Source organism: Azotobacter tropicalis, from assembly GCF_059739045.1.
In genome coordinates this window covers 3888932-3909551 of sequence record NZ_AP046059.1, presented here as the reverse complement: position 1 = coordinate 3909551, position 20620 = coordinate 3888932, and the positions used below count along the sequence as shown (strand labels likewise).

The window sequence follows — 20620 nt, the reverse complement described above, 5'->3', positions numbered from 1 at the left end:
GTCGGAGGCCGCACGGCGCGTCGCCCGCAAGGATAATGCCCTATCCCGCTCGTCCGCGCCCCCATCCGGGTAGTTATTCCGTCCGCCGGCCTTTCCCTACCGTAGCCCCAGCCAGCCGTTCCGCCCCGGCGAATGCCTTCTCCGGCGCGGCGCCCGGCGTGCATATCCTGCCTATAAGATCCGACAAAAGGGCTATCCATCATGCCGAACGGCGCAATCTCCATCCGCCCCCCGGGCAAGTTCTTCATGGGCAAGGGCCTCCTGGGCAATCTGGGCAGCTATGCCCAGGCCTTCGGCAGCCGCGCCTACGTCCTCTGCGACAAGTTCATCCTCGAACGGGCGATCGCCGAAGCCGGCCCGTCGTTCGAGGCGCGCGGCAAGGCGGTGTTCGGCAAGTTCCAGCACGAGTGCACGCGCGTCGAGATCAATCGCAACCGCGAGCTGGCGCGCAGCATCAAGGCCGACCTGATCGTCGGCATCGGCGGCGGCAAGACCCTGGATACCGCCAAGGCGGTCGCCTGCCACGAGCGGCTGCCGCTGCTGACCGTGCCGACCACCGCCTCCAGCGATGCGGCCTGCACCGCCCGCGCGCTGATCTATACCCTGAACAGCGAGTTCGACCGCTGCATGCTGCTGCCGGGCGGCCCGGACGTGGTCATCGCCGACACCGCGATCCTCGCCGCGGCGCCGACGCGGCTGTTCGTCGCCGGCATCGGCAAGGCCCTGGCGACCTACTTCGAGGTACGCGCCTGCTATCGGGCCAGGGCCAAGCGCACGGAACCGAGCCGCACCGCCCTGGCCACCGCCCGCCTGTGTCTCGACAGCCTGCTGGAGAACGCCGTCCAGGCCCGTCTCGACGTGGAGCGCCAGCGCGCGAGTCGGGCAGTGGAGGCGGTGCTGGAGGCGACCGTCTACCTCAGCGGGGTGAGCGCCGACGGCGGCGGCCGCGCCGCGGCCCATGCCATCCACAACGGCATGCTCGCCGTGCCCGCCCTGCAGCACGCCCGCCACGGCGAGAAGATGGCCTTCGCCCTGCTCGCCCAACTGGTGCTGGAACAGGCGCCGGACGAGGAAATCGCCAGCGTGCTCGACTTCATCCAGGCGGTCGGCCTGCCGCTCACCCTGCAGGATCTCGGCGTCAAGACCTTCGCCGAGGCGCAGTGGCGGCGGGTGGCGGAACGGGCCTGCGAGAAGCACGACAGCATGGGCAACATGCCCTTCGCCGTCGCGCCGGGCGACGTCTACCGGGCCATCCGCGAAGCCGATGCCCTGGCCGTGGCCCACCGGCAGGCGACTGCCGGCCACGCGCCGCTGGCGGCCTTCGGCTGAACCGGGGCACGGCTGCCGTGGGCAGCCGCGCCGGAATAAAAAAGCCCCTGCAGAGACGGTCAGTAGCGCAGGGGCAAACGCCTGCTCAGAACATGCGCAGGTCGAGAGGAAACTCGAGAATCAGCCGCAACTCGTCGATGTCGGCCTCGGCGGTGTGGTCGCCGTTCACCCGGTGGGTGGCCTGCAGGAGCCGGAAGCTCAGGTCCTTGGCCGGCCCGCTCTGCACCACGTAGCTGAGCCAGACGTTGCGCTCCCAGTGCCGGCCGTCGCGGATGCCCTGGTAGGCGGCATAGCTCGGCCCGACCTTGCTGCCGTCGATGTCGGTGCCGCGCACGTAGCGGGCGATCAGCGCCAGGCCGGGAAGGCCGACGGCGGCGAAGTCGTAGTCGTAGCGGAACAGCCAGACGCGCTCGTTGGGGTTGTTGAAGTCGGAGACCTGGGAGTTGGTGTTCAGGAAGAAGTCCCAGGTGTGCCAGACGTAGTCGAACGGCGAGCCGTCGTCGATCCGCGTGTGGGCCACCGTGAAGGCGTGCGGTCCGACGGTCAGGCCGGTCTGCAGGCTCCAGGAGTCGTTATCGAGATCGCCGAGCAGCGACTTGCCGGTGTCGGTGGTGCGGTAGTAGCGAAAACCGGCACTGAGACTCACGCCCTCGCCCAGCGGCTGGCGCCAGTCGGCGTAGAAGGCCGTCTGGTTCCAGACGTCGTCGAGCCGGCCGTGGTGCAGGCGCAGGAGCAGGCGGTCGTCGAGGTTGTAGTCGATGCCGCCGTAGACGAAGTCGTCGGCCTCCTTGAAGCGCCCGCCGTAGGCGGTGCCGAGGTCGCCGTTGTGGGCGGTGGCGGTACGGTCGCTGCCGGATTCCAGCTTGCCGCCCTGCAGGGTCAGGCCCTTGACCGAGGTGTTCTTGAGCGTGGTGCCGCGAAAGCTCTGCGGCAGCAGGCGGATGTCGCTGGTATTGAGCACCGGACTGAGGGGCCGGACGTCGCCGTAGCGCAGCTCGGTGTCCTCGAACAGGCGCAGCTTCAGCTCGACGTCGACCTTGCCGAATTCGCTCTTGGGCTTGCCGTCGAAGTTGTAGCCGCGCCGCGGGATCAGGCCGTTGCCGGCGTTGCCGTCGCCGACCCGGCCGTCGCCGCCGTCCAGCTTGACGCCGTAGAGGCCACGCACGTCCAGGCCGAAGCCGACCGCTCCCGGAGTGAAGCCGGACTCGAAGGTGGCGATCAGGCCGTGCGCCCACTCGGTGCGTTGTCCCTTGCGCTCGCCGGTCTGCGGGTTGGTGGCGCGGTAGCCGTTGCGGAAATCCTGGGTGAAGTAGAAGTTGCGGTTGAGCAGCTTGAAGCTGGAGCCGTCGAAAAAGCCCTCCTCGCCCAAGGCCACGGCCGGCAGGGCCAGAAGGACGGACAAGGAGGCGATACGGGCTGGATTCTTGTTGTTGTCGAGACGCATGGTTCATTCCTGTTGCTGGAGCATGACGACCTTCCCTGGCGTCGGCCGGGCGGCACGCGGGCAGCGCGAGGCCGCCGTCCGCAGCGGCTGCACGGCAGGTGTCGATCGGGGTCCTGGGCGGAGGCGCCGGCCCGGCTGGCGCGATGGCTCAGGCCGGACGAGCGAGGCGCCTCCTGCGACTAGCGCGCCGCGCCGCCGGCATCCCGGGCAGCGCTTGTGGACAGGAAGAAGTCGGAAAGGGAGAGTTCGGACATTTCGCACCTCTGCTTGTTGTTATTGGATGCGGCGGGAGAGGCCTGCTACGCATGCCATCGAACCAGAGCAAGGTCGGTGCCAGAGTCCTGGCGGCAGGCGCAAAGGCCCGCGGCAGAGAGGCTTTTCGGATGGGCCAGGCGGGTGCGGCGGAGGTGCCGGCGAGACGCCGCGTCTCGCCGGGACGGATACAGCGGGACGGCCTTGAGACGCCCTGTCTCAGCGGCCGACTCGCTTTCGCACGCCGGTCCGGACTGGCAGTCTCGTTTTCATACGCCGGCCCAGGGGAAGGCGCAGGCGCTAGCGCATCTCGAACAGTTCCTGATGGAAGTCCGCCGCCAGCAGGCCACTGCCGGTCAGGCTCTCACGCAGCGCGCGGCCGAAGCCTGCCGGGCCGCAGAACCAGACGTCGGCCTCGCGCCAGTCGGGCACCTGGTCGCGCAAGCGCTCGCCGGTCAGGCGTTCGTCGCGGCCGCTGACCAGCACGTGCAGGCGTACTCCGGCCTGCCCGGCCAGCGTGTGCAGGCGTTCGATGAACCCCTGGTCCGGCGCCGAGGTGCTGTAGAACAGGTCGATGCGGCAACCGTCCGGCTGCTCGGCCAGGGCCTGCAGGCCGGCGAGGAACGGAGTGATGCCGATGCCACCGGCGACCCAGATCTGCCGCGGCTTGCCGCCAGCGAAGTCGAAGCGCCCGTAGGGGCCTTCCACGCTGACCGGATCGCCGACCCTGAGGGTCTGCGGCAGGGTTTCGGTGTAGTCGCCGATGCCCTTGACGTTGAAGCGCAGGCGGCCGTCGCCCTGCCAGGCGGAAGAGATGCTGAAAGGATGCGGCCCTTCGGCCGGGTCGAAGGTGACGAAGGCGAACTGCCCGGCCTGGTGGCCGGGCCAGCGGTCCTGCAGCAGGATATCGATGCCGAGCACCCGGTTGTCCTTGTGCAGCTCCAGCGCCTCGATGTGACCGAGCGCGCGGCGACTGCCACCGATCCGGCGCAGCAGGGCAACGCCGGCGGCCAGCGTGCCGACGAGCAGCAGCGCGGCCATGACCACGCCGAGCGGCGAGGCCCAGTAGGCGCTGTTCATCAGGATCGTCGAGTGGAAGACCAGCGCCAGGTAGGCCACGGCCAGCAGGCGGTGGGTCTTGAAGAAGTAGCGGTAGGGAAAACGCTTGAACAGCGCCAGCAGGATCAACGCCACGGCGGCGTAGAAGGCCCATTCGCCGACCTGCTCGGCCAGACCGCGCTGGCTGCGCAGAAAGCTCAGCAGCGCCCCCACCTCCTCGCCGCCGGCCGCCTTGCGTGCCGGCCGCTCCAGCCAGCCCCAGCCGACCATCCATTTCGGCACCTTGACCCACAGCCAGTGGACGACAGACAGCCCCAGTGCGGCGATGCCCAGCCACTTGTGCAGGCGGTAGCCCTTGTCCAGTCCGCCGAGAAAGGCCTCCAGGAAGGCCGGACGGATCGCCAGGAAGATGCCGACGCTCATCGCGCCGACGGCGAGGATGCCGGTGAAATTGACCATTGCCCGACGCAGGGCGAAGAATTCGTAGGGCGCCCCGAGCAGATTGTCGTCCAGCAGCCAGAGCAGGCTGAGACCGCCGAACAGGGCAAGGCAGGTGATGCGGAGGTTCTTCATGACGGCAGTTCTCGACGTCGACCGGAGGGGGTGATTCCGAGAAGCAATGATACGAAGCGCGAGCTGCCGGGCCGAGAGACCGATTGACTCAAGTGCAGCCCCTAAGCCTGGCCGCTCTCGGCAAGAAAAAGGCCGCTCTCGGCGGCCTTCTCGTTGATCAGTTGTTACTGAGTTTGGCTATATCATCGAGATCGGGATAAAAACTGTCCTCTTCCTCCTCCTCTTCTTCCTCGATCTGAAATCCGTACTTTTCCTCAAAGAACAAATCACTGCCGACGGAGTAGAAGTCGCGCATTGCCTGGATCTCCCTATCTAATGCGCCCGACATGGGCAAACCCGCGAGTGGGTAACAGCATCCTCTTTTCAACATAGCCCGAAAAAAAGCATCGGCAAGCCCGGTTCGACGACAAGCCTCTAGCGCCTCGCCTCCTCCTCGAGCACCCAGGCAACCAGCGAATCGCCGATCCGGGTGCCGAACGAGCCATGGCCTCCAGCCATCACCACGACAAACTGCCGCCCGGTCTTCTCCGACATGTAGGTGATCGGCGTCGCCTGGCCGCCGGCGGGTAGACGCCCCTTCCACAACTCCTCGCCGTCGCGCACATCGTAGGCACGCAGGTAGTAGTCCAGCGTGCCGCTGAGAAAGGCCACGCCACCGGCGGTGATCAGCGGGCCGCCCAGCGCGGGAACGCCTACGGAAAACGGAATGTAGGGGGCGTTGTCGCGGCTGGTGCCGTTCTTGTGCATCCACACCGGCTTCATGCTGCGCAGGTCCACCGCGGTGACGTAACCCCAGGGGGGCGACTGGCAGGGCAAGCCCAGCGGCGACATGAAGGGTCCCAGGTGCACCATATAAGGCGCACCGAGATTGGGCTGCAGACCGAGTTCGCCGCCGCCTCTGCGGCCTTCTTCGACCTCGATCTCGCTGCGCTTGACCAGCCGCGAGACGAAAGCCAGGTAGTTTGGTGCGCCGAACAGTATCTGCCGCACCGGGTCGACCGCCACCGACGGCCAGTTGAAGGTGCCGACGTTGCCCGGATAGATCAGCGAACCCTGTTCGCTCGGCGGCGTGAAGTCGCCCTCGTAGCGCAGCTTGTGGAACTGAATGCGGCACAGCAGTTGATCGAGCGGCGTGCCGCCCCACATGTCGCTCTCGCGCAATGCCCTCTTCGGCGCATAGCTGAGCGCGGAGGCGGGCTGGGTCGGCGCGGTGAAATCGCCCTCGACCGCGCCCTGCGGCACCGGACGCTCATGCACCGGCACGATGGGCTGGCCGGTGCGCCGGTCCAGCACGAACAGATCGCCGCCCTTGGTCGCCTGGATGATCGCCGGCACCTTGCCCTGCGGGCCGTCGAGATCGACCAGCGTGGGTTGCGAGGGCAGATCGCGGTCCCACAGGTCATGGTGCACGGCCTGGAACACCCAGCGCACCTTGCCGCTGGCCAGGTCGAGCGCCACCAGGGCGGCGCTGAAGCGCTCGGTTTCCGGCGAGCGCCGAGGCCCCCACTGGTCCGGGGTCTGGTTGCCGGTGGGGATGAAGACCAGGCCCAGCTCCTCGTCGGCGCTAGCGATGGTCCAGGAGTTCGGCGTGCTGCGGACGTAGGTTCCGCCCGCCGGCAAGGGATCGGTCGCCTCCGGATTGCCCGGGTCCCAGTTCCACACCAGCGCGCCGGTACGCACGTCGTAGGCACGGATCACCCCGCCGGGGAGTCCACCGAACCGTTGTCGGTTATCGAACCGCCGACGATCACCAGCTTCCCGGTCACCACGGGCGGCGAGGTCGGCAGGTATACGCCCAGGGCCCCGTCGCCCAGGCCCGCTTTCAGGTCGATCATGCCGCCCGTGCCGAAGTCCTGGCAGGGCTGGCCGGTGCCGGGGTCCAGGGCGAACAGCGTGGCGTCGTTGGTCGGCAGGAACAACCGGCGGGTACAGCCTGTGGCGGCGGCCTGAGCGGGCTCGCCAAGGGGGGCGGCAACCTCGCCCGTGCCGGGATGGGCGGCGGCATCGTGATAGGCCAGGCCGCGGCAGGTCATGTGCTGGTAGTACTTGGCGTCCCGGTTGATGTTCGGGTCGAAGCGCCACTTCTCCTCGCCGGTGTCCGCATCCAGCGCAATGGCGATGCTGTGGGGCGTGCAGATGAACAGGCTGTCGCCGACCTTCAGCGGGGTGACCTGATTGGTCAGCTCGTCCGGGTCGCCCTCGCGAGGCCAGTCGCCGGTGTGGTACTCCCATGCTTTCTTCAGCCGCCCGACGTTCTCGGGGGTGATGGAGCCGGCCGGAGAATAGCGCTCGGCGCGCGCCGAACCGCCGTATGCCGGCCACTCGCTCGCCGAGCGGCCGGCCTGCCCTTCGGGGCTTCCGCCGGACAGGCGCTCGGCACTGAATTCGCCGGCGATGCGCGAATAGTCCTGGGTCAGCGAGTAGCCGGCCATCAGCGCGCCGAGCAGCAGGCCAAGGCCGAGCAGGCCGCTGGCAGCATCCCGCCAGCTCGGCGGAGCGCCGATATGGCGGTTGATGAAGGGCAGCAGCAGCCAGAGCCCCAGCCCCCACCACAGATCGATGCGCGTCGACAGCTGCCACCAGTCGAAGCGGACCTCGTGGACCGTCCAGGCCAGGGTGGCGAGCAGCAGTACCGCATACAGCCAAATCGCCAGCCGACGCCCCGCCAAGATCAGGACACCCACGGCCAGCAGCCCGAGGCCGGCGAGCAGGTAGTACCAGGAGCCGCCCAAGACCGTCAGGTAGGCGCCACCGAGCGCCAGCAAGGCGCCCAGGAGCATCATCAGCACCCCGGTCAGCGTGATCCGCCGCGGTCGTGGCGCGTTCGTCGTGATCATCCGCCCCTCCTGTACCCAGCCTGCAACTGGAAGCACCGGCAGCTTGGCGGACGAGAATGCACGCTCCCGCCACGGGCCGGCAGCCTGACCCTGAAACACTAACTGTAGTGCGAAAGCCCGGAGGCGAAGATCCGGTCGGCTGAATGGCGGTGACGAAAAAAAGCCCCTGCAGGCACTGGGCCCGCAGGGGCAAGGGCCTGTTCAGAACAGGCGGAAGTCCATGGGGTATTCGAAGATCAGGCGCAGTTCGTCGAGGTTGGCCTCGGCGGTGTGGTCGCCGCTGACCCGGTGGGTGGCGTGCCAGACGCGGAAGGTGAGGTCCTTGGCCGGCCCGCTCTGCACCACGTAGCCAAGCCAGACGTCGTTCTCCCAGTGGCGGCCGTCGCGGATGTTCTGGTAGGCGGCATAGTGCGGCCCGGCCTTGGTGCCGTCGATGTCGGTGCCGCGCATGTAGCGGGTGGTGAAGGTCAGGCCGGGGATGCCGATGCCGGCGAAGTCGTAGTCGTAACGCGCCATCCACACCCGTTCGTTGGGGTTGTTGAAGTCGGAGGACTGGGAGAAGGTGTCCAGGTAGAAGTCCCAGGTGTTCCACACGTAGTCGAACGGCGTGTCGCCGTCGATGTGGGTGCGCGCCACGGTGAAGCTGTGGGCGCCGACGTCGAGGCCGACATGGGCGCTCCAGGAATCGTTGTTGATGTCGCCCATCAGCGACTGGCCGGTGTCGCGGGTGCGGTAGTACTTGCCGCCGGCCCTGAGCTTCAGGCCTTCGCGCAGCGGCTGGTTCCACTCGATACCGAGGAACGCCTGGTTCCACACGTCGTCGAGCCGGCCGTGGTGCAGGCGCAGGAGCAGCCGGTCGTTGACCTGGTAGTCGGCACCGGCGTAGATGAAGTCGTCGGCCTCCTTGAAGCGCCCGCCGTAGGCGGTGCCGAGGTCGCCGCCGTGGGCGGTGGCGGTACGGTCGGCGTTGGATTCCAGCTTGCCGGCCTGCACGGTCAGGCCCTTGATCGAGGTGTTCATGACGGTGCCGCCGCGAAAGCTCTGCGGCAGCAGGCGGATATCACTGGTGTTGACCACCGGGGTGAGCGGCCGGACATCGCCGTAGCGCAGTTCGGTGTCGTCGAACAGACGCATCTTCAGCGCCACGTCGACCCGGCCGAATTCGTCCTTGGGCTTGCCGTCGAAGTCGTAGCCGCGCCGCGGGACGATACCGTTGCCCGCCATGCCGTTACCGACCATGCCGTCGCCGCCGTCCAGCTTGATCCCGAACTGGCCGCGCACATCCAGACCGAAGCCGATCGGGCCGGGGGTGAAACCGGATTCGAAGGTGGCGATCACGCCGTGCGCCCACTCGGTGCGGCGGGTTTCCTTCTCGCCGGTCTGCGGGTTGAGGGCGCTGTCGCCGTTGCGAAAATCCTGGCTGAAGTAGATGTTGCGGTTGAGCACCTTGAAGCTGGAGCCCTCGAGAAAGCCCTCTCCGCCACCGTCGGCGGCAATAGCCGGAACCGCCAGGACCAGGGTCAGGGATGCGGCACAGGCTGGATTCTTCTTGTTGAAGCGCATGGATTCATTCCTGTTGCTGAAGCATGACGACCATCCCGAGGACAGGTCCGGGCCGCGCACCGGCAAGGCGGTGCCGCGCCCCGCGGTGATTGCACGGCGGGTCGTACGTGGATTTCGATGGGTTGGGCGGGACTGGCGCGGTTGCCGGGGGGCGTGGCGGATCAGTCGGGGTGGCTGGAAGCCTGCGGTCGGGATCGTCTATTCATGTTTCTACCTCGGGCCGGTCGTGCCGGCCTTCCTCTCGATCTTGTTCTTGTTCTGCGCACGGGCCACGGGAAAGACGAAGCGGTGGCCGGCCCGGCAAGCATACTGCCCCTCCCCCCCAGGTATTCCCCCCCAGGTGGGTAGTCGGCGCCTTGCCACTTCAGCCCGGCCCATTCACAGGCGGATCCGCGAAACGGCGACACCCCTGGGTGCCGTCCAGAAGGCTCACATCCAGATGCGTCTGCCCGAGCCGTACCGGCACTTCGACGGCTGGATCGGCGCCGCGTCGGAAGGTGTCGTCGCCGGCCAGATGGTGTGATAGAGAGGTGTCTCGGCCTTCCTCCCCAGCTCGCCGGAAACGCCCGACTCACAGCGGGTATCGCGGCCATCGCCGCGAAGCCCGTCGCCCTGGCCCGCGGCCGGCTGGAGGGAAATGTCCGCATCGGCTGCCCGGGACGGCAGATCGGGAGCCGCCCATGGCGCTATATCGGGCCAGGAGTCCGCTTGGCTGGCCAACAGGCCGGCGCAGGCCAACAAGCCGAGCAGCGGCCAATGCCGGCGGAAAGGCGCGCGGGAGCGGCTGGGGAACCGCGGCGAGCGCGCCGCACAAGGTATGTCGCAGTTCATGGATTATTCACATCGTCGGGTTGCAAAGAGCGCATGAAAGCGCTTGTGCCGGTGTACGGGGCAGCAAGGAGCGACGTAGCGCCCCGCATCGCTCGGCACGACTCGGGCGAACGGAGTGGCGGCCGGCTGGCCGGTCAGATGTGGGAAGCCGGGGGCGCGCGCGGGTGCCCACTGGCGTGCCGAGGCGCGACCGGCAAAGGTCTTCTCGGCAGGGACTGGACGAAGGCTGGCGCGTAGTGCGGCAGGGCGAGATCAGGGGACAGGGCGAGCGGCGGATTGAGCGTCAGCAGCTCGCAATAGCCGCACAGCTCCAAGGCCGTCAGCCAGCCAGGCTCGCCGCCCGGCCCCGGCGTGTGCCGATGCGTACCGGCCTGGTGCCCGGTGTGGCCGGCATGCAGCTCGGCGACGACCGGCTCCGGTGCCGACAAGGCACACAGGGCGGCATAAAGGGGGCCGGCATGAAGCATCAGCATGGCGAACAAGCCAAGCCAGACTCCCGCTGCCCTTCGTCCCTGACCCGTCACAAGTGCTTCCTGCCTATCGCCGGCCCATCCAGTACGACCGCAGATGGTCGCATGCGCGAGCCGCCCTCAACGTGCGACAAAACACCGCAAACAGCTAGAACAAGAAAATCTATTTTTATGGCTATTTCCGGCAATCAATAATTTTGAATAAATCCTCATAAAGCAAAAAAAACCAATTTTCAGCACAAGCTTGCAATTAACACAGACGAACCACTAGCGTGTGCCCCACGAATGAAAGTTGCGCAGCACCGCTTGCGGTCCGCGCCTGCAAGACCCAGGGAGACGCCATGACCATGCTCAAAGACCCGTCGCAGAAATACCGCCCCTTCGCGCCGATCGCCCTGCGCGACCGCACCTGGCCGGACCGGCTGATCGACAAGGCACCGATCTGGTGCAGCTCCGACCTGCGCGACGGCAACCAGTCGCTGATCGAGCCGATGGATGCGCACAAGAAACTGCGCTTCTTCAAGACCCTGGTGCAGGTGGGCCTCAAGGAAATCGAGGTGGGCTTTCCCTCGGCCTCGCAGACCGATTTCGACTTCGTCCGCCAACTGATCGAGGAAGGCCACATCCCCGACGACGTGACCATCCAGGTGCTGACCCAGGCCCGCGAGGACCTGATCACCCGCACCTTCGAGTCGCTCAAGGGCGCCAAGCAAGCCATCGTCCACTACTACAACGCCACCGCGCCGAGCTTCCGGCGCATCGTCTTCAACCAGGACAAGGCCGGGGTGGTGGAAATCGCCGTCAACGCGGCGACGATCATCAAGCGCCTGGCCGACGCCAACCCGGACACCGCCTGGCGCTTCGAGTACTCCCCGGAGGTGTTCAGCTCCACCGAGACCGAGTTCGCCGTGGAGGTGTGCAACGCGGTGGTCGGGGTGTTCCAGCCGACCCCGGAGCACAAGCTGATCCTCAACCTGCCGGCGACCATCGAGGCGGCCACGCCAAACGTCTACGCCGACCAGATCGAATGGTTCTGCCGGCACATCGACCGGCGCGACAGCGTGCTGGTCAGTCTGCACACCCACAACGACCGCGGCACCGGCGTGGCCGCCACCGAGCTGGGCCTGATGGCCGGCGCCGACCGCGTCGAGGGCTGTCTGTTCGGCAACGGCGAGCGCACCGGCAACGTCGACCTGGTGACCCTGGCGCTGAACCTCTACACCCAGGGCGTCGACCCCGAACTGGACTTCTCCGACATCGACGCGGTGCGCAAGGTGGTCGAGGAATGCAACCAGCTGCCGGTGCACCCGCGCCATCCCTACGTCGGCGACCTGGTGCACACCGCCTTCTCCGGCTCGCACCAGGACGCGATCCGCAAGGGCTTCGCCCAGCAGGACCCGGCCGGCATCTGGGAGGTGCCCTACCTGCCGATCGACCCGGCCGATATCGGCCGCAGTTATGAGGCCGTCATTCGCGTCAACAGCCAGTCGGGCAAGGGCGGCATCACCTACCTGCTCGAGCAGGAGTACGGCATCAGCCTGCCGCGGCGCATGCAGATCGAGTTCAGCCAGGTGGTGCAGAAGGAGACCGACCGCCTCGGCCTGGAGATGAGCGCCGCGCAGATCCATGCCCTGCTCGAGGCCGAGTACCTGCGCGCCGACGCACCCTACGCCCTGAAGGGCCATCGCCTGCAGGAGGAGAACGGCACCTGCGCGCTGGACGTGGAAGTCCTCGACAAGGGCGAGCGCCGGCACTGGCGCGGCATCGGCAAGGGCCCGCTGGAGGCGCTGGTCGCCAGCCTGCCGGTCCGGGTGGAGATCATGGACTACCACGAGCACGCCATCGGCGCCGGCAGCAACGCCAAGGCCGCGGCCTACATCGAACTGCGCCTCGACGGCCAGCGTCCGCTGCACGGCCTGGGGATCGACGAGAACTTGACCACGGCGAGCCTGCGCGCGCTGTTCAGTGCGCTCAACCGCGCCCTCGGTCAGCAGGCGGCGGCACGCGCGGCCTGAGGGCAAAGACGCCCCTCTCTCCCTCCGGGGAGAGGGGGGAAGCCGGGGCAACATTGATGCCCTGCTCCCATCCCATTTCCTCACCCACGCATGCCACCCAGGCAGGCCGCCGGCCTGGCTGTCGCTCCCAGCGCTCCCGTGGCCCTCTTCGGCATATGCCGAATCTGTCTATCGAATCACAATCTGCATGGATTTCTTTCCGTAACCGAGTAACATTCGGCGCACTGGCATGGACGCTCGTACTACATCAACTGCGAGAGTCCCATGCGCCGCTTCGTTCCGCTTCTGCTGCTCCTGTTACCCTTCTCCCTGGTCCACGCCGAAGCCCCGCGCACCTTCCGCGAAGCGAAGAAGATCGCCTGGAAGATCTATGCCGAACGCCCGGTGGACTTCTATTGCCAGTGCGCCTACAAGGGCAACCGCATCGACCTGGAGAGCTGCGGCTACCAGCCGCGCAAGAACGCCAACCGTGCCGGTCGTGTCGAGTGGGAACACATCGTTCCGGCCTGGGTGATCGGCCACCAACGCCAGTGCTGGCAGGACGGCGGACGCAAGAACTGCACGGAGAACGACCCGGTGTTCAGCCAGGCCGAGGCCGACCTGCACAACCTGGTGCCGGTGGTCGGCGAGGTGAACGGCGACCGCAGCAACTTCGGTTTCGGCATGCTGACCGAGCAGCCCACCCAGTACGGCGCCTGTCCCTTCGTGGTCGACTTCAAGCAGCGCACCGCCATGCCGGCGGAATACAGCCGCGGTACCATCGCCCGCACCTACCTGTACATGAGCCAGCGCTACCGGCTGCGCCTGTCCAGGCAGGACCAGCGTCTCTACGACATCTGGAACCGCCAGTACCCGGTGAGCGAGTGGGAGCTCTGGCGCAACCAGCGCATCGCCTGCGTGCAGGGCAACGCCAACCCGCTGGTCGGCGAGGTGGACCTGCGCCGCTGCCCGAAGAAATAGCCTGCGCCGGCCGGCGTTCTTGCCAAGTGCCCGGCCGGGTGCTAACTCTCGCCCTCCCCGGCAATCCAGGCGAGCCACGCCATGCAGCGCAACCGACTTCCCGCCACCCTCGGCCTGACGGTCCTGACCGCCCTGCTCGTCTCCGGCATCGCACCCTACGACCGGGCTACCTGGCTGCTGGAAGTCGCCCCGGTGCTGATCGCCGCGCCACTGTTGGTGCTCACCTACGGTCGCTTCCCGCTGACCCGCCTGCTCTACCTGCTGATCGCCGCCCACGCCCTGGTACTGATCCTCGGTGGCGCCTACACCTATGCGCGAGTACCGGCGGGGTTCTGGGTACAGGAACTGTTCGGGCTGAGCCGCAACCCCTACGACAAGCTCGGCCACTTCATGCAGGGCCTGGTGCCGGCGCTGGCCGCCCGCGAGATCCTGCTGCGTGGTCGCTTCCTGGCCAACGGGCGGATGCTGGCCTTCCTGTCGCTGTGCGTGGCACTGGCGATCAGCGCCTTCTACGAGCTGATCGAATGGTGGGTGGCGCTGCTCGCCGGCCAGGGGGCGGAGGACTTCCTCGGTACCCAGGGCGATCCCTGGGACACCCAGTCGGACATCTTTCTCGCCCTACTCGGCGCCGGCACCGCCCTGCTCGGCCTCAGCCGCCTGCAGGACCGGCAGATCGATGCCTTAGCGCATGGCCGAGGGCAGGCTTAGCTCCTCGCCGGCCACCATGAACTTGCCGAAGCCGCGGTGGTGCAGGGTGCGCGGTGCGGTCACCGCCGGGTTGTGCCAGGCCTGCACCACCTCGAGGATGAAGAAGTTGTAGCTGCCGACCAGTTGGCGGTCGGTCACCCGGCATTCCAGATTCGCGTAACACTCGGCCACCAGCGGCGCCGCCACCTGCTTGGCCGGCCGGGCGGTGAGGCCGAAGCGGGCGAACTTGTCCAGAGTGCGTCCCGAGCAGTTGCCGCAGCCGACCACCTGTTCGGCCAGCTCCACCGTCGGCACGTTGAGCACGCACTGGCCGGTCTCGCTCAGCGCGGCGAAGGAGAAGTTCGCCGCACTGACCACACAACCCACCAGCGGCGGCTCGAACTCCAGCATGCAATGCCAGGACATCGGCATCAGGTCATCCCGCCCGGCATGGCTGGTGCTGAGCAGCAGCACCGGCCCGGGCTCGAGGACGGCATAGACCTCGGCGAGGGGAAGCTGGACTTTCATGAAGGTACTCCTGGAGGGGAAAAGATGGCGTTATCCGATCAACCATAGTCCCGTCCGGGCCCCTGTGAGGGTTCTCACTTGAACGACGAAACAGCGACACAGGACGCAGCAGGCGGCGGCCGCTGGCTCCTCTACCGCATCGACGACAACGGCAACGAGGTGGAGATGCGCCGCTTCGCCGAGCGCGCCGCGGCCGAAGCACTGATGCACGACTACGAGCGACGCGGACACAAGCAGGCGTATCTGGTGCGGGAGGTGCGCCAGGCGTCCAGGAAGGACTCGGAAACCTGAAGCGCTCAGCCCTGCCCGGCCGTCAGCACCGGCGAAGGCGTGCAGGCCAATTGCTCGAACTGCTTGGCCCAGGCATCCAGCTCGGCGAAGAGATGCGTGCGCTGGCGCGGCGTCGCCGTGTCGAACAGCGCGGCGAGGAGGATCAGGGTCTGCTCCCGGTTGTGCGCCAGCCGGGCGCGGTAGCCGGCACTCCAGGCGGCCTCGGGCTCGAGCAGCAGCGGCCGCAGCGCCGCTTCGAAGCGCACGGCATCCCGGCGCTGCGCAAGCGCCGCCAGCAGCCGGGCCTGCCAGCGCTCGCGGTTGGCCAGCCACTCCACCGCGGTGGGCTGCAGGGCATCGCTCCAACGCACGACGAGCGCACGCTGCGCCTTGTTCAGGCGGCCAAACCAGCTGCGCAGGCGCTTCTCCATGCGCTCGATGCGCTCCGTTCTTTGTTCGTCTGGCGTTCCGGAGAGGAACTCCTCGCGCAGTTCGCGGTTCCGGCGCCGGAAGGCCTCGCCCAGCTCGACGAGCTGTTCGTCGTCGAGCCGGGCGAGCAGCAGCCGCGCATCCGGCAGGATTGCCGCCAGCAGGTCGTGCAGGAGGATTTCACCCTGCCCGAGATGGGCCTCGAGCCGAGCCGGCGTGACGGTGCCGCCGCGCAGATTGCCCTCGAGTTCCTGCACCAGAGCGGCGTAGGGCAGCAGTTGGGTACGGCAGTGCCAAGCGAGACGCTCGGCCAGACGCACGTCGAGCAGGGCCCGCTGGTCGCGGTCCAGGCTGACGTAGTCGTCGATGTACCAGGGCAGTAGCCGGTGCAGCTGACCGTAGAAGAGGCCGAAGGAGCAGCCGGCGAACAGGGCGGCCAGCAGCGCGAGGAGCGGGCCCCCGAGCAGGCGCCATTGGCGGCGTTGTACGGAGAGGCCGGGAGGCATGACGGTTACCTCGCTGCGCAGGTTTGTCGGCCCGCCGCCTGAGCCTTGGGCGTCCGCTCAATCTTTCAGCTCGAAGGCATCCGCATCGCGCCAGGCCGGAAAGCGCGTGCGGTACTTGGCCAAGGCCTGGGCCGAGAGCGTGACGTGGAACACGCCCTCGGCCTCGCCCGGCGCCAGCAGCGGCTCGCCGTGGAAGTCGAGCACCTGGCTGTCGCCGGCGTGCGGGTAGCCGTTGCCGTCGGCGCCGATACGGTTGACCGCCGCGACAAAGCACAGGTTCTCGATGCCACGCGCCGGCAGCAGGCGGTTCCAGGCGTTGCGCCGGGCCGCCGGCCAGCTGGCGATGTAAAGCAGCAGGTCGGTGTCGTGGGGATCGCGGCTCCACACTGGGAAGCGCAGGTCGTAGCAGACCAGCGGGCGCACGTGCCAGCCCTTGAGCTCCAGCAGCACGCGCTCCTGTCCCGCGGCGTAGTGCTCGTGCTCGCCGGCCATGCGGAACAGGTGGCGCTTGTCGTAGTGGGCGCAGCTGCCGTCCGGACGCACCCAGTACAGGCGGTTGCGATAGCTGCCATCGGCCGCATGGGTGATGACGCTGCCGACCACCACGGCGCCGAGACGCGCAGCCTGCGCCAGCAGCCAGGCGCGGCTCGGGCCGTCCGCCTCCTCGGCCAACGCCGCGGCGTCCATGGAAAAGCCGGTGCTGAACATCTCCGGCAGGATCACCAGATCGGCGCCGGCGGCCTGCTCCAGCAGTCTGCCGAAGTGGGCATGGTTGGCGGCGGGGTCCTGCCAGACCGGGGCGGTCTGCACCAGGGCCAGCTTCAGGTCGGGCAAGGCGGTCAGGTCACGCATGGGAGGTCTCCACAAATCCTTGGTCGTCGGGCAGACGTTGGGGCTCGATGGTGGATAACGCTGCGCGGTTATCCAGCCTACAGGCCGTCAAACCCGGCACAGCTTCTCCGCCGCCTGACGCAGGGTTTCCTCGCGCTTGGCGAAGCAGAAGCGCACCAGGCGCAGGCCGGCCGGCGGGGTCTGGTAGAACACCGACACCGGGATGGTCGCCACGCCGTGCTCGCGGGTCAGCCACAGGGACATCTCCACGTCGTCGAGGTCGGCGCGGATCGCCGAGTAGTCGGCCAGCTGGAAGTAGGTGCCGGGGGTACGCTTGAAGGTGAAGCGCGAGCCGGCCAGCAGATCGCAGAACAGGTCGCGCTTGGCCTGGTAGAAGGCCGGCAGCTCGTCGACGTGCTCGGGATGGGCGGTCATGTAGTCGGCCAGCGCCCACTGCAGCGGGGTGATGCCGCAGAAGGTAACGAACTGGTGAACCTTGCGCAGCTCAGCGGACAGCGCCGGCGGCGCCACCACGTAGCCGGTCTTCCAGCCGGTGACGTGGTAGGTCTTGCCGAACGAGCTGACCACGCAGGCGCGGGCATAGAGTTCTTCGTGGGCCAGCACGCTGGCGTGCTGCACGCCGTCGTAGACCAGATGTTCGTAGACCTCGTCGCTGATCAGATAGATGTCGAAGCCGCGGATCAGCCTGGCCAACTGGTCCAGTTCGCTGCGGGAGATCAGCGCGCCGCTGGGGTTGTGCGGGCTGTTGAGGATAATCAGCCGGGTACGCGGACTGAGGGCGTCGACCAGGCGCTGCCAGTCGATGGAGAAGTTCGGCAGAGCCAGCGGCACATGCACACAGCGCCCGCCGGCCAGCGCTACCGAGGGCTCGTAGCTGTCGTAGCAGGGATCGAAGACGATCACCTCGTCGCCCGGACGGACCAGCGCCTGCACCGCGCAGAATATCGCCTCGGTGGCACCCGGGGTGACGGTGATCTCGCCGTCCATATCCACCTGGCGGCCATAGCTGCGGGCGATTTTCTGCGCGACCTGCTCGCGCAGCGCCGGCAGGCCGGTCATCGGCGCGTACTGGTTGTGGCCGGCCATGACGTGGCGGCCGACCGCCTCGCGCAGCGCTGGCGGGCCGTCGAAATCCGGAAATCCCTGGGACAGGTTGATGGCGCCGGTCTGCGCGGCGAGCTGGGACATGGTGGTGAAGATGGTGGTGCCGACGTTGGGCAGTTTGCTCTGGATCATGGCCTGGGTTTCACGGACAAGCGACGGGCGAAGCCGCGAGAATAGCCGATCCACGTCCCCGCGACAGCCACATCGCTCGCCGGGCGGCAAGCGCGCCGGGACGGACCGGCTGCTATCCTGTGGCATCTTGCCATAAGCACATCCGCCGCCTACGAAGGCCCTCGCAGAGAAAGGACTCCCTCATGAGCAAAGCCCAACGCCTGTCGGAAAAATGGTTCCGTGTCGTCCTGTGGATCATCGCCGTGGTCTTTGCCGGGTTTCTGATCGGCCTGGGCGGCAGCCTGGTGAAGAACCTGCCGCTGGTCGAGCAATACCTGACGTTCGAGGACTTCATCGACCGACCCGCCGCCGAGCAGGCGCGTCAGGAGAGCGAGCAGCAGCGCCGGCTCGCCCAGGACATCCGCGATGCCCTGGACCAGGCGCGTCTGAAGCTGGAGGTGGCCCGCCAGGACAGCCTGGCTGCCCGCGACAGCCTCGACGCCTGGCTGGCCAGCCGCCGCGCCACCCAGCAGTCGTCCCGGGACGCCGAGCTACTGCAGCGCACCGAAGCCCTGGAACGGCTGAAGAACGCCGAACGCGGCGCACGGTCGGCAGTCGAGGCCGAGCAGCAGCGCCTGCTCGACACCCAGCAAACCGAGAGCCGCGCCGAACAGCGCCTGCAGGAATTGGAGAAGCAGGCCCGGGAGCGACTACAGGACGAACTGCAGCGCCAGGAGCTGAAGGTGTTCCTCTACCGGCTGGCGCTGACCCTGCCCTTTCTGGTCGTCGCCGGCTGGCTGTTCGCGCGTCGGCGCAGGAGCACCTGGTGGCCCTTCGTGTGGGGCTTCATCTTCTTCGCGTTGTTCGTGTTCTTCGTCGAGCTGGTGCCCTATCTGCCGAGCTACGGCGGCTACGTTCGGCACGCCGTGGGCATCCTGATCACCGTGCTGGTCGGCCGTCAGGCGATCGTCGCCCTGAACCGCTACCTGGAGCGACAGCGCCAGGCCGAGGCCAGGCCGGACGCCGAACGGCGCCAGGAGCTGCCCTACGACACCGCGCTGGCGCGGCTGGCCAAGAAGGTCTGCCCGGGCTGCGAACGGCCGGTCGATCTGGACAATGCCCAGATCGACTATTGCCCGCACTGCGGCATCTGTCTGTTCGACCACTGCGAGCAGTGCCAGCAGCGCAAGAGTGCCTTCGCCCGCTTCTGCCACGCCTGCGGCGCCCCGGCCGCGCGGCCGTGAGCGCAGGCGGGCGGGCCGTCAGCGCTTCTTATCGCGGCGCTTCTTCTCGGCCTTCTTGTGGTGGCTCATCAGGCGGCGCTTCTTGTTCACCTGACGGTCGGTGAGGGTGTTCTTCTTACCCTCATAGGGGTTGTCGCCGCCCTTGTATTCGATGCGGATCGGCGTGCCGACCAGCTTGAGCACGCGGCGATAGGTGTTCTCCAGATAGCGCGTATAGGACTTCGGCACCGCCTCCACCTGGTTGCCGTGAATCACGATCAGGGGCGGGTTGGCGCCGCCCAGGTGGGCGTAGCGCAGCTTGATGCGCCGGCCGTTGACCAAGGGCGGCTGGTGCTCCTGCACCGCGTCCTCGAGGATCTGGGTCAGGCGGCTGGTCGGCCAGCGGGTGATGGCCGACTTGAACGAGGCCTGCACCGACTTGTAGAGATGCCCGACGCCGGTGCCGTGCAGCGCCGAGATGAAGTGGATGTCGGCAAAGTCGACGAACATCAGCCGCCGTTCCAGCTCGGTCTTCACGTAGTCGCGCTGGCCCGGCTCCATGCCGTCCCATTTGTTCAGGGCGATGACCAGAGCGCGGCCGGTTTCCAGCACGAAGCCGAGCAGGTTGAGGTCGTGCTCGACCACCCCTTCGCGGGCATCCATGACGAAGATCACCACGTTGGCGTCCTGGATGGCCTGCAGGGTCTTGACCACCGAGAACTTCTCCACCGCCTCGAAGATCTTGCCGCGGCGGCGCACGCCGGCGGTGTCGATCAGGGTGTATTTCTCCTCGCCGCGCTCGAAGGGGATGTAGATGCTGTCGCGGGTGGTACCGGCCTGGTCGTAGACGATCACCCGCTCCTCGCCGAGCATGCGGTTGACCAGGGTCGACTTGCCGACGTTGGGACGGCCGATGATGGCGATCTTGATGCCGTCCTTCTCGCTGGGGCCGGGAATGCGCTTGGGCTCCTCGCCCTCGGCGACGATCTCCGCTTCGCCTTCCTCGCCTTCGAGTTCGGCGTTGTCCCTGGGGAAGATGCCAAGGGCCGCCTCGAGCATGGCGTTGATGCCGCGCCCGTGGGCGGCGGCGATCGGCAGGGCGTCGCCCAGGCCCAGCGGACTGAACTCGGCGCGGGCAATGTCCGGGTCGACGGTGTCGACCTTGTTGGCCACCAGGAAGCTGCGCTTGTTGCGCTTGCGCAGGTGTTCGGCGATCAGCTGGTCGGCGGCGGTCATCCCGGCGCGGGAGTCGACCATGAACAGCACGGCGTCGGCTTCCTCGATGGCCTGCAGCGACTGCTCGGCCATTTTCGCATCGATGCCTTCCTCGTCGCCGGAAATACCCCCGGTGTCGATGACGATATACGTGCGCCCCTGCCACTTGGCCTCGCCGTACTGGCGGTCGCGGGTTAGTCCGGCGTATTCGGCGACGATGGCGTCGCGGGTCTTGGTCAGACGGTTGAACAGCGTCGACTTGCCGACGTTCGGGCGGCCCACCAGGGCGATTACGGGAACCATAAGGCTCTCACCTGCAATGTTCGGAAAACACAACGGCCGCTGCACGGGGCAGCGGCCGA

17 protein-coding genes and 1 pseudogene are annotated in these 20620 nt (G+C 67.5%); 7 read left to right on the top strand and 11 right to left on the bottom strand.

The features are described 5' to 3' along the window. Positions 1-201 precede the first annotated feature (201 nt). Positions 202-1329, top strand: coding sequence for a glycerol dehydrogenase (locus tag Atro_RS18515; RefSeq protein WP_497924612.1), 1128 nt, complete (start codon positions 202-204; stop codon positions 1327-1329). Between the two features lie 85 nt (positions 1330-1414). On the opposite strand, the gene Atro_RS18510 is transcribed toward Atro_RS18515, so the two are convergent. The 5 genes and pseudogenes from Atro_RS18510 to Atro_RS18490 all read right to left on the bottom strand — a co-directional run bounded on the left by Atro_RS18510 (position 1415) and on the right by Atro_RS18490 (position 9057). Further along, a complete protein-coding gene (locus Atro_RS18510; RefSeq protein ID WP_497924610.1) occupies positions 1415-2773 on the bottom strand; it encodes an OprD family porin in 1359 nt (452 codons plus the stop codon). 552 nt (positions 2774-3325) lie between these two features. Beyond that, positions 3326-4657: a ferredoxin reductase family protein gene (locus Atro_RS18505; RefSeq protein ID WP_497924608.1), complete on the bottom strand. Its 1332-nt coding sequence runs from the start codon at positions 4655-4657 to the stop codon at positions 3326-3328. A 157-nt stretch (positions 4658-4814) separates the two neighbouring features. Further along, the gene (locus Atro_RS18500) at positions 4815-4952 is read right to left on the bottom strand and encodes a hypothetical protein (protein ID WP_497924606.1); all 138 of its coding nucleotides are present in this window, start codon (positions 4950-4952) and stop codon (positions 4815-4817) included. Between the two features lie 119 nt (positions 4953-5071). Next, positions 5072-7494 (bottom strand): annotated as a pseudogene (locus tag Atro_RS18495) (membrane-bound PQQ-dependent dehydrogenase, glucose/quinate/shikimate family). 201 nt (positions 7495-7695) lie between these two features. After that, the gene (locus tag Atro_RS18490) at positions 7696-9057 is read right to left on the bottom strand and encodes an OprD family porin (protein WP_497924604.1); all 1362 of its coding nucleotides are present in this window, start codon (positions 9055-9057) and stop codon (positions 7696-7698) included. Here Atro_RS18490 and Atro_RS18485 point away from each other — a divergent pair. After that, the gene (locus Atro_RS18485; RefSeq protein ID WP_497924601.1) at positions 9047-9580 is read left to right on the top strand and encodes a hypothetical protein; all 534 of its coding nucleotides are present in this window, start codon (positions 9047-9049) and stop codon (positions 9578-9580) included. The genes Atro_RS18490 and Atro_RS18485 overlap by 11 nt on opposite strands. Positions 9581-10022: 442 nt before the next feature. Here Atro_RS18485 and Atro_RS18480 read toward each other — a convergent pair whose 3' ends face one another. Further along, positions 10023-10412 carry a DUF2946 domain-containing protein gene (locus tag Atro_RS18480; RefSeq protein WP_497924599.1) on the bottom strand — a complete coding sequence of 130 codons (390 nt, stop codon included), beginning with the start codon at positions 10410-10412 and terminating at the stop codon, positions 10023-10025. 287 nt (positions 10413-10699) lie between these two features. On the opposite strand from Atro_RS18480, the gene leuA reads away from it, so the two are divergent. The 3 genes from leuA to Atro_RS18465 all read left to right on the top strand — a co-directional run bounded on the left by leuA (position 10700) and on the right by Atro_RS18465 (position 14041). Then, entirely contained in the window at positions 10700-12373 is a 1674-nt protein-coding gene (gene leuA / locus Atro_RS18475; RefSeq protein ID WP_497924597.1) for a 2-isopropylmalate synthase, read from the top strand. Positions 12374-12637: 264 nt separating this feature from the next. Then, positions 12638-13333, top strand: coding sequence for an endonuclease (locus Atro_RS18470; protein ID WP_497924596.1), 696 nt, complete (start codon positions 12638-12640; stop codon positions 13331-13333). An 81-nt stretch (positions 13334-13414) separates the two neighbouring features. Further along, positions 13415-14041, top strand: a complete 627-nt coding sequence (locus Atro_RS18465) for a DUF2238 domain-containing protein (RefSeq protein ID WP_497924594.1) — start codon at positions 13415-13417, stop codon at positions 14039-14041. Here Atro_RS18465 and Atro_RS18460 read toward each other — a convergent pair. Beyond that, positions 14015-14548, bottom strand: coding sequence for a flavin reductase family protein (locus tag Atro_RS18460; protein ID WP_497924592.1), 534 nt, complete (start codon positions 14546-14548; stop codon positions 14015-14017). The genes Atro_RS18465 and Atro_RS18460 overlap by 27 nt on opposite strands. Positions 14549-14626: 78 nt before the next feature. On the opposite strand from Atro_RS18460, the gene Atro_RS18455 reads away from it, so the two are divergent. After that, positions 14627-14839, top strand: a complete 213-nt coding sequence (locus tag Atro_RS18455; protein WP_497924590.1) for a hypothetical protein — start codon at positions 14627-14629, stop codon at positions 14837-14839. Between the two features lie 5 nt (positions 14840-14844). On the opposite strand, the gene Atro_RS18450 is transcribed toward Atro_RS18455, so the two are convergent. From Atro_RS18450 to Atro_RS18440, 3 genes are all read right to left on the bottom strand, one after another. Next, on the bottom strand, positions 14845-15753 hold the full coding sequence (locus tag Atro_RS18450; protein WP_497924587.1) for a DUF6279 family lipoprotein: 909 nt from the start codon (positions 15751-15753) through the stop codon (positions 14845-14847). Between the two features lie 57 nt (positions 15754-15810). Then, positions 15811-16605, bottom strand: a complete 795-nt coding sequence (locus Atro_RS18445) for an amidohydrolase (RefSeq protein ID WP_497924586.1) — start codon at positions 16603-16605, stop codon at positions 15811-15813. An 87-nt stretch (positions 16606-16692) separates the two neighbouring features. Next, positions 16693-17841: a pyridoxal phosphate-dependent aminotransferase gene (locus tag Atro_RS18440; protein ID WP_497924584.1), complete on the bottom strand. Its 1149-nt coding sequence runs from the start codon at positions 17839-17841 to the stop codon at positions 16693-16695. A 182-nt stretch (positions 17842-18023) separates the two neighbouring features. Between Atro_RS18440 and Atro_RS18435 the strand changes: the two genes are divergently transcribed. Continuing rightward, a complete protein-coding gene (locus tag Atro_RS18435; RefSeq protein ID WP_497924582.1) occupies positions 18024-19064 on the top strand; it encodes a serine endopeptidase in 1041 nt (346 codons plus the stop codon). A gap of 18 nt (positions 19065-19082) precedes the next feature. On the opposite strand, the gene der is transcribed toward Atro_RS18435, so the two are convergent. After that, the gene (gene der, locus Atro_RS18430) at positions 19083-20561 is read right to left on the bottom strand and encodes a ribosome biogenesis GTPase Der (protein ID WP_497924580.1); all 1479 of its coding nucleotides are present in this window, start codon (positions 20559-20561) and stop codon (positions 19083-19085) included. Between the last annotated feature and the right edge of the window lie 59 nt (positions 20562-20620).

Excerpts from the sequence above, each read along its gene's own strand:
- Atro_RS18515 (WP_497924612.1), top strand. The coding sequence starts at position 202 with ATGCCGAACGGCGCAATCTCCATCCGCCCCCCGGGCAAGTTCTTCATG.
- Atro_RS18510 (WP_497924610.1), bottom strand. The coding sequence starts at position 2,773 with ATGCGTCTCGACAACAACAAGAATCCAGCCCGTATCGCCTCCTTGTCC.
- Atro_RS18505 (WP_497924608.1), bottom strand. The coding sequence starts at position 4,657 with ATGAAGAACCTCCGCATCACCTGCCTTGCCCTGTTCGGCGGTCTCAGC.
- Atro_RS18500 (WP_497924606.1), bottom strand. The coding sequence starts at position 4,952 with ATGCGCGACTTCTACTCCGTCGGCAGTGATTTGTTCTTTGAGGAAAAG.
- Atro_RS18490 (WP_497924604.1), bottom strand. The coding sequence starts at position 9,057 with ATGCGCTTCAACAAGAAGAATCCAGCCTGTGCCGCATCCCTGACCCTG.
- leuA (WP_497924597.1), top strand. The coding sequence starts at position 10,700 with ATGACCATGCTCAAAGACCCGTCGCAGAAATACCGCCCCTTCGCGCCG.
- Atro_RS18470 (WP_497924596.1), top strand. The coding sequence starts at position 12,638 with ATGCGCCGCTTCGTTCCGCTTCTGCTGCTCCTGTTACCCTTCTCCCTG.
- Atro_RS18465 (WP_497924594.1), top strand. The coding sequence starts at position 13,415 with ATGCAGCGCAACCGACTTCCCGCCACCCTCGGCCTGACGGTCCTGACC.
- Atro_RS18460 (WP_497924592.1), bottom strand. The coding sequence starts at position 14,548 with ATGAAAGTCCAGCTTCCCCTCGCCGAGGTCTATGCCGTCCTCGAGCCC.
- Atro_RS18450 (WP_497924587.1), bottom strand. The coding sequence starts at position 15,753 with ATGCCTCCCGGCCTCTCCGTACAACGCCGCCAATGGCGCCTGCTCGGG.
- Atro_RS18445 (WP_497924586.1), bottom strand. The coding sequence starts at position 16,605 with ATGCGTGACCTGACCGCCTTGCCCGACCTGAAGCTGGCCCTGGTGCAG.
- Atro_RS18440 (WP_497924584.1), bottom strand. The coding sequence starts at position 17,841 with ATGATCCAGAGCAAACTGCCCAACGTCGGCACCACCATCTTCACCACC.
- Atro_RS18435 (WP_497924582.1), top strand. The coding sequence starts at position 18,024 with ATGAGCAAAGCCCAACGCCTGTCGGAAAAATGGTTCCGTGTCGTCCTG.
- der (WP_497924580.1), bottom strand. The coding sequence starts at position 20,561 with ATGGTTCCCGTAATCGCCCTGGTGGGCCGCCCGAACGTCGGCAAGTCG.